1 protein-coding gene and 2 pseudogenes are annotated in these 2,809 nt (G+C 71.7%); all 3 read right to left on the bottom strand.

The genetic code is table 11. The annotated features are described in order from the left end of the window. A pseudogene (locus x551_RS20735) lies at positions 1 to 683 on the bottom strand (ABC transporter permease); the annotation flags it as partial. 425 nt (positions 684 to 1,108) lie between these two features. Continuing rightward, positions 1,109 to 2,173, bottom strand: a complete 1,065-nt coding sequence (locus tag x551_RS20730) for an adenosine deaminase (RefSeq protein WP_036234859.1) — start codon at positions 2,171 to 2,173, stop codon at positions 1,109 to 1,111. Beyond that, a pseudogene (locus x551_RS25995) lies at positions 2,173 to 2,809 on the bottom strand (aromatic ring-hydroxylating dioxygenase subunit alpha); the annotation flags it as partial. The pseudogene x551_RS25995 and the gene x551_RS20730, both read right to left, overlap by 1 nt.

Raw genomic sequence — 2,809 nt, 5'->3', positions numbered from 1 at the left:
CCCTGCCCGGCCAGCGCCAGCCGGTAGGTCACGCGGCTGGCCGGCTGCACCAGGCCGGTGGCCGGCAGGTCGGCGATGTTGAGCAGCGCACGCGGCGCGAAGCTCATGAAGCCGGCGCCGCGGTCGGGCTCGAGCGTGATGACCGCCGCGATCGTGAGACTGGCGTCGCCGAGCAGCAGCGGATCGCCGGGCTTCAGGTTCAGCGAGTCGAGGATGGCCGCGTCGACCCACACGCTGCCGGGGGCCGGCACGCCCGTGGCGCGTCGCTCGGGCGCGCCGGGCGCATCGGCGATCTTCAGCTGGCCGCGCAGCGGATAGCCGTCGCTGGCCGCCTTGACGGCCACCAGGCGCGAAGCCCCGCCCTGCGCGTCGGGCGCGCGGCCCATGCTGGGAAAGCTCACGGTGTGGGCCACCACCAGCCCGTCGGCACGGGCCCGATCGGTCAGACCCGACGGCGCCGGCTGGTCGCTCGCGACGATGGCGTCGCCACCGAGCAGCGAACGCGCGTCGCGCGCCAGGCCCTGGTTCAGCCGGTCGGCGAAGAAGCCGACCGCGGTGAGCGCGGCGACCGCCAGCATCACCGCGACGATCAGCAGACGCAGTTCACCGGCGCGGAAGTCGCGCGCGAGCTGCCGGCGTGCCAGGGTCCACAGGGTCGGCGGGGTCGGAGCGGGTGCGTTCATCGGTGCGACAGGTGCAGCGGAAGCAATTCGGCAAGAGTTGCACGGTAGCGCAGCAACCGCTGCAAGTGCCGCGCGGGGCTTTGCGGCGGGCTTGTTGGGAGTTGCTGGCTTGGATCGAGCGATGCCGACCGGGCCGCCGGGTGAACGCCTGCATTCGTGTCCCCCGGTGCCGGCCTCACGGCCGTTCCCTCCTCCTCTACCTCACTCCGCCATTCACCCGACGTCCCGGTCAGCACACATCACCGTGGTGCTCGAAGGCCTTCACCCAGGCACACCGCGGTGTATCGAAGCGCCGTGACGGGCCGCTGTGTGGAGTGAGGTAGAGGAGGAGGCGGCGGCCGATCAGGCCGACGCCGGGGGACACGAACGCAACACAGCGGCCCGGCGCGGCGCCCGCGCCAACACTCGACACCCGGCTTCTTCCTTCACGCCCCCGCGAAATGCGCATCGAGCGCATCGCACCACCGCGCCTTCTGCTCGGCGCTCGCGAAGCTGGCCACGAAGCTGTTGCGGGCCAGCCGGTAGGCCTGCGCAGCGCCCAGTACCGGCAGCGCCTCGAAGGTCTCGATGAAGTTCTGGTTCAGGTAGCCGCCGAAATAGGCCGGGTCGTCGGAATTGACGGTGGCGCACAGGCCGGCATCGAGCATCGCCGCGAGCGGATGCCGCGCCATCGTGTCGAACACGCGCAGCTTCACGTTCGACAACGGGCACACCGTCAGCGGCATGTGCTCGGCGGCCAGACGCGCCACCAATGCCGGGTCCTCGAGGCTGCGCACGCCGTGGTCGATGCGCTCGACCTTCAGCACATCGAGCGCGCTCCACACATAGGCGGGTGGCCCCTCCTCGCCGGCATGCGCCACCAGGCGCAGGCCGAGCTCGCGGCAGCGCGCGAACACCCGTGCGAACTTCTCCGGCGGATGGCCGCGCTCACTGCTGTCGAGGCCGACACCGACAAAGTGCTCGCGGTGCGGCAGCGCCTGCTCCAGCGTCTGGAAAGCCGCGTCCTCGCTGAGATGACGCAGGAAGCACAGGATCAGCTCGCTGCTCACGCCCAGTTCCAGCCGTGCGGTCGCACGGGCGCGAGCCAGTCCCCGGATCACCGTCTGGATCGGCACGCCGCGCTCGGTGTGCGTCTGTGGGTCGAAGAACAGCTCGGCGTGGACCACGCGGTCCGCGGCGGCACGGCGGAAGTAGGCCATGGCCATGTCGAAGAAGTCGGCCTCCTCCAGCAGCACGCTGGCGCCGGCGTAGTAGATGTCGAGGAAGCTCTGCAGGTCGGCGAACGCATAGGCCGCGCGCAGCGCGTCGACGCTGGCATACGGCAGGGTGACGCCATTGCGGCCGGCCAGCGCGAAGATCAGCTCCGGCTCGAGCGAGCCCTCGATGTGGATGTGCAGCTCGGCCTTGGGCATGCTGCGCAGCAGGCCCGGCAGTGCCTCGCGACCGATGCGGGCCGGGTCGAAGGGCGCAGCGGGAGCGCTCGACGTCATCAGCAGACTCCGTAGGTGATGCCCTGCGCCTGCAGGTAGCGGCGGTAGGCCGCGCTCAGCCGGTCGGCCGCACAGTGCGCCTCGCCGCCCGACAGCGGCAGCCTGCGTGGCCGTTGCGACTCGAGCACCGGCTGGTCCTGGGTGAAGATGGTGTGCTGGAACGCGCGCAGTGTCGCATCCGGCGTCACCGGATCGCTGGTGTACAGCGTGAACCAGACGCGGCTGCGCTCGGGCTCCAGCGGCGCCACCCACAGCGCATAGGCCTCGCGCGGGGCCGGCGCATCGCCGCCGGCCTGCTTGACCAGCACGGCGCTGCAGGGCGACAGCACCTGGTAGCGGTATTCGATCCAGGCCCCGCCCACCGAGTGCGCACTGGCCTGAGGCTGCCACGCACGGTAGTGCGGCACGCCGGGCGCGCCGTCGGCGCGCAGCAGCACCTCGTAGGCCGGCACCTCGGTGTGGCCGCGGTCGCCGAGCCAGCCCTCGTGCACGAAGGCGAAGTGCGAGGTGTCGAGGAAATTCTCGACCACGCGCGGCGCCGAGGTCGCCACGTCGTAGGGGCCGCAGACCACCGCCCGCCCGGGCACCGGGCCCGGGTCCGGCAGCGCGCTGGTCGCGCCGTCGAACGACACCCAC

This window comes from Methylibium sp. T29, assembly GCF_000576205.1.
Taxonomy (GTDB): domain Bacteria; phylum Pseudomonadota; class Gammaproteobacteria; order Burkholderiales; family Burkholderiaceae_C; genus Methylibium; species Methylibium petroleiphilum.
The sequence above is the reverse complement of the archived record's forward strand: the minus strand, read 5'-3'. Positions and strand labels throughout refer to the sequence as shown.